This is a genomic window from Streptomyces anandii JCM 4720, assembly GCF_014650655.1.
GTDB classification, from domain to species: Bacteria; Actinomycetota; Actinomycetes; order Streptomycetales; family Streptomycetaceae; genus Streptomyces; species Streptomyces anandii.
Window position 1 is genome coordinate 43,289 of sequence record NZ_BMVJ01000025.1, and the last position, 4,344, is coordinate 47,632.

Annotated in this window: 5 protein-coding genes and 1 pseudogene; 4 read left to right on the top strand and 2 right to left on the bottom strand. The window is 74.0% G+C overall.

Features of this window, described 5'->3' with window-relative positions; all coding sequences use genetic code 11:
- Both IE249_RS39030 and IE249_RS30900 read left to right on the top strand, forming a co-directional pair.
- Positions 1 to 435, top strand: a pseudogene (locus IE249_RS39030) (TetR family transcriptional regulator); the annotation flags it as partial.
- A 228-nt stretch (positions 436 to 663) separates the two neighbouring features.
- Positions 664 to 1,836 (top strand): acyl-CoA dehydrogenase family protein, encoded by a 1,173-nt coding sequence (locus IE249_RS30900; protein ID WP_189710112.1) that lies wholly within the window; start codon positions 664 to 666, stop codon positions 1,834 to 1,836.
- On the opposite strand, the gene IE249_RS40155 is transcribed toward IE249_RS30900, so the two are convergent.
- Together IE249_RS40155 and IE249_RS30905 are read right to left on the bottom strand one after the other, a co-directional pair.
- Positions 1,799 to 2,050, bottom strand: coding sequence for a hypothetical protein (locus IE249_RS40155; protein ID WP_373304498.1), 252 nt, complete (start codon positions 2,048 to 2,050; stop codon positions 1,799 to 1,801). The two genes, IE249_RS30900 and IE249_RS40155, sit on opposite strands and share 38 nt — an antisense overlap.
- Before the next feature lie 366 nt (positions 2,051 to 2,416).
- Positions 2,417 to 2,851: a hypothetical protein gene (locus tag IE249_RS30905; RefSeq protein WP_189710114.1), complete on the bottom strand. Its 435-nt coding sequence runs from the start codon at positions 2,849 to 2,851 to the stop codon at positions 2,417 to 2,419.
- Between the two features lie 198 nt (positions 2,852 to 3,049).
- Here IE249_RS30905 and IE249_RS30910 point away from each other — a divergent pair, with 198 nt between their 5' ends.
- Both IE249_RS30910 and IE249_RS39035 read left to right on the top strand, forming a co-directional pair.
- Positions 3,050 to 3,490: an Lrp/AsnC family transcriptional regulator gene (locus IE249_RS30910; RefSeq protein WP_018570152.1), complete on the top strand. Its 441-nt coding sequence runs from the start codon at positions 3,050 to 3,052 to the stop codon at positions 3,488 to 3,490.
- Between the two features lie 79 nt (positions 3,491 to 3,569).
- A partial coding sequence (locus tag IE249_RS39035) for an amidohydrolase family protein (RefSeq protein WP_229859626.1) occupies positions 3,570 to 4,344 on the top strand: 775 nt, incomplete at its 3' end.

Sequence of the window (4,344 nt, forward strand, 5' to 3'; positions counted from 1 at the left end):
GACTCGGTCGCCGACCTGGTCACCTTCGCGGGCAGCGGCCCGCAGCGGCCGGCCGTGGACCGCGTGCACCGCACGATCGACGGCTACCTGCGCTACGCCGAGCACAACCAGGCGGCGTACCGCACCATCGTCAGTGGCGGCGTCGGCTTCGACACCGAGGTGCACGCCATCCGGGACGGCGTGCGCGAGGCGATCGTCGCGACCATCGCGGAGGGTGCCTACGGCCGCAGGACCGTCGCCCCGCTGGCCCGTATGGGCCTGCTCGCCTGGGTGTGCGGCGTCGAGGGCGCCACCCTCGACTGGATCGGCCGGCCGGAGCTCAGCCGCGACACCATGCGGGAGCTGCTGGTGAAGACCCTCGGCGGGGCGCTGCGCGCCATCGAGGAGCTCGACCCCGCCTACCCGGCCCCGGCCCCCGCCCGCCGGGACGGCTGAGCAGGGATGCGGGCGCGCGCCCGGGCACGTACCCTTTCTTGAAGTAAGCGGTCGTTAACCGGTGACTCCGTGCCGCCGATCGGGCATACTCACAGCGCACAGCCGCTGGTCAGCAGCTTCCGTGACCCGGGACTGCGGCGTCGGCTGGCCCGAGGAAGACTCCGGCGGAGCCGCCCCACCCAAGGCGCACGTCCGCCGATGCGCCCGATAAGGGAGGAGAGCGTCGCCATGCCCGACCGCGCCCCGCAGCCGGTGGACCGGCAACTGCCCACGGACGAGGCCCGGGATCTGATCTCGCTCGTCCGTGACATCGCGCAGCACGAGATCGCACCCAAGGCGGCCGAGGAGGAGGACGCCGGACGCTTCCCCCGCGAGATCTTCACCCTGCTGTCCCGCTCCGGACTGCTCGGCCTGCCCTACGACGCCGAGTACGGCGGCGGCGAGCAGCCGTACGAGGTCTATCTCCAGGTCCTCGAGGAGCTGGCCGCGGCCCGCCTCACGGTCGGCCTGGGCCTGAGCGTGCACACGCTCGCCTCCTACGGCGTGGCCGCCTACGGCAGCAAGGAGCAGCAGACCGAGCACCTGCCCGCGATGCTCGGCGGCGGTCTGCTCGGCGCCTACGCCCTGTCCGAGCCGGCCTCCGGCTCCGACGCCGCCTCACTGCGTACCAAGGCGGTCCGCGACGGCGACGGCTGGGTGATCACGGGCACCAAGTCCTGGATCACGCACGGCGGGGTCGCCGACTTCTACACGGTCATGGCCCGCACCGGCGAGGAGGGCCCCCGCGGCATCACGGCCTTCCTGGTGCCCGGCGACGCGGAGGGCCTGAGCGCCGCCGCGCCGGAGAAGAAGATGGGCCTCAAGGGCTCCCCGACCGCGCAGATCCACCTCGACGGGGTTCGCGTCGGCGACGAGCGGCGCATCGGCGAGGAGGGGCAGGGCTTCGCCATCGCGCTGTCCGCGCTCGACTCCGGACGCCTCGGCATCGCCGCCTGCGCCATCGGACTCGCCCAGGCCGCGCTCGACGAGGCCGCCGCGTACGCCACCGGACGCCGGCAGTTCGGGCGGCCGATCTCCGACTTCCAGGGCCTGCGCTTCATGCTCGCCGACATGGCCACCCAGATCGAGGCCGGCCGGGCGCTGTACCTGGCGGCGGCCCGGCTGCGGGACGCCGGGCGGCCGTTCGCCCGCCAGGCGGCCATGGCCAAGCTGTTCTGCACGGACACGGCCATGAAGGTCACCACCGACGCCGTCCAGGTGCTCGGCGGGTACGGCTACACGGCGGACTTCCCCGTCGAGCGATACATGCGTGAGGCCAAGGTGCTGCAGATCGTCGAGGGCACCAATCAGATCCAGCGGATGGTCATCGCCCGTCACGTCGCGGGTCCCGAGACCCGCTGAACTGCCCGAGGCCGAGGAAGGGCGCCGCGAGCCGTACCCACTCCGGGTCGTGGCGCCCCGGCAGGGTGCGGCCCCGGTCGGCCCAGGTGCGCACCAGATCGCGGTAGATCGGCGGATCCGGGAGCTGCGGCGGCGCGGGCGGCGGAACCGATTCCGCGGGCGCCGGCACGAGAATCCGGCGACGGCGTGCTGGTGCCGATTGCGTGGCGGTCATACCTGAGCAACGCCCCCGCGCCGCCCCAGGTCACCACCCGCGCATATCGAGCGTGAGTTCCCGGCCGTCCGCGCGGGCGCCCGGCCGGTGCCCGACGGGTATGGGACCCGCTCCACCGCGAGGCACGCCGACGCGTGCCGGAGCCGGGCACGTGCCTGGCCCGGGGTGGGGGTTTGCCGGCGCATGCCGGACCCGGCCCGCGGCAGGACTGCCGGACGCTGCCGGACCCGCCTCACCAGCGTGCCGTGCCGGGCGTGCATGCCGCGGCGGGGCTTGCCGGGTACGGGCAGGGCCCGCTCCGAGGGCAGGAGAGCCGGACCGGGCCACGGCCGGGCGTGCCGTGGGCGGGAAAGGGAGCGGGGCCGCTCAGGCGGCGTCGCGGCGCATCGCCGGGACCCGCATCGGGCGCGAGCCCGGGCCGCCGACGTGGGAGAAGGGCTGCGTACGCCAGTCGAGCCCCTGCGGGAGCGTCAACAGCAGGGCGGTGTCCTGCTCCTGCGGCTCCACCGACTCGTCCGCAGGACGGGCCTCGGCCGCCCTGCGTCCCGTACCGGCGCACACGGAGAGCCCGAACGGGTTCCACGGCGAGGCGCACAGCGCGTGCTCCGGCAGGACCTCCTCGTCCGCGAGCAGGGCGATGGGCTGCGCGCACTCCGGGCAGATCACCCGGTACATCTCGAAGGTGTCGTACGCGTCGCTACCGGTGTCGAACTCGTCCGGTTCGACGCCCTCCGGAGCGGGCTCGATGGCCGGCTGCTGCCGCTTGGGCACAGGACTACCAAGGCGCTTGAGACTCTGCATGGGATTCTCCCCCTAAGGCTGGGCCGTGAAGGCGCTGCGGCCTCGACCACAGCAAGCACTTCCCGCCCGCTCTCCGGGGTAATCACGAGAACATCACGGAGAGACGCCAAGGGCTGTGGTGTTCGTCACATGCCGCACGCAGGTGCCGGGGCTGCCGAGGTATCCGCGGAGATCAAGCGCACTGTAGGTTCTTGCGCCATGGAGGAGCTGGACCGACAGATCGTGCAGCTGCTCGTCAAGGACGGGCGGATGAGCTACACCGACCTGGGCAAGGCCACGGGCCTGTCCACCTCGGCCGTGCACCAGCGTGTGCGCCGGCTGGAGCAGCGCGGTGTCATCCGCGGCTATGCCGCGGTCGTCGACGCCGAGGCCGTGGGCCTGCCCATGACCGCCTTCATCTCGGTCAAACCCTTCGACCCCAGCGCCCCGGACGACATCGCGGACCGCCTGGCCGGCGTACCGGAGATCGAGGCCTGCCACAGCGTCGCGGGCGACGAGAACTACATCCTCAAGGTCCGCGTGGCCACCCCGCACGAACTCGAGGAACTCCTCGCGAGGGTGCGCACCCTGGCCGGCGTCTCCACCCGCACCACGGTCGTCCTCTCCACCCCCTACGAGGCCCGGCCGCCCCGCATCTGACCCGTCCGGGCGTCCCGGGGGCGCCACGGCGGCCGACCTGCGCGCCGGGCGCCCGCGCGCAGGCGCGAGACTGGTGCCCATGAGTGAGCACACCGCCGAGCCCCAGACCGTCCTCCTGCGCCGTGGCGAGGTCCACAGCCCCGCCGACCCTTTCGCGACCGCCATGGTCGTCGAGGCGGGGCATGTGGCCTGGGTCGGTTCCGAGGGGGCGGCCGACGCCTTCGCGGGCGGCGTCGACGAGGTGATCGACCTGGACGGCGCGCTGGTCACCCCGGCGTTCACCGACGCGCACGTGCACACCACGGCCACCGGACTCGCCCTGACCGGCCTCGACCTGTCCGGCGCCCCCTCCCTGGAGGCGGCCCTGGCCCGGGTACGGGAGTTCGCCGCCGCCCGCCCCCACGACCGGGTGCTCCTGGGCCACGGCTGGGACGCGGCCCGCTGGCCCGGCGGCCGCCCCCCGACCCGCGCCGAACTCGACGAGGCCACCGGAAACCGCCCGCTCTACCTGAGCCGGATCGACGTCCACTCCGCGGTCGTCACCACCGCACTGCTGGACCTCGCCGGGCTCGGCCCCGCCGACGGCCCGCTGACCGCCGACGCCCACCACACCGTGCGGGCCGCCGCGTTCGGCGCCGTCACCCCCGAGCAGCGCACCGGGGCGCAGCGTGCCGCGCTGGCCCACGCCGCCTCCGTCGGCATCGGCTCGGTGCACGAGTGCGGCGGTCCGCACATCTCCTCCGAGGACGACTTCACCGGCCTGCTGCGCCTGGCCGCCGAGGAGCCCGGCCCCCGCGTCGTCGGCTACTGGGCCGAGCAGGACGTGGACAAGGCCCGGCAACTCGGCGCGCTCG

Coding starts and splice junctions, on each gene's coding strand:
- IE249_RS30900 (WP_189710112.1), top strand. CDS start 664: ATGCCCGACCGCGCCCCGCAGCCGGTGGACCGGCAACTGCCCACGGAC.
- IE249_RS40155 (WP_373304498.1), bottom strand. CDS start 2,050: ATGACCGCCACGCAATCGGCACCAGCACGCCGTCGCCGGATTCTCGTG.
- IE249_RS30905 (WP_189710114.1), bottom strand. CDS start 2,851: ATGCAGAGTCTCAAGCGCCTTGGTAGTCCTGTGCCCAAGCGGCAGCAG.
- IE249_RS30910 (WP_018570152.1), top strand. CDS start 3,050: ATGGAGGAGCTGGACCGACAGATCGTGCAGCTGCTCGTCAAGGACGGG.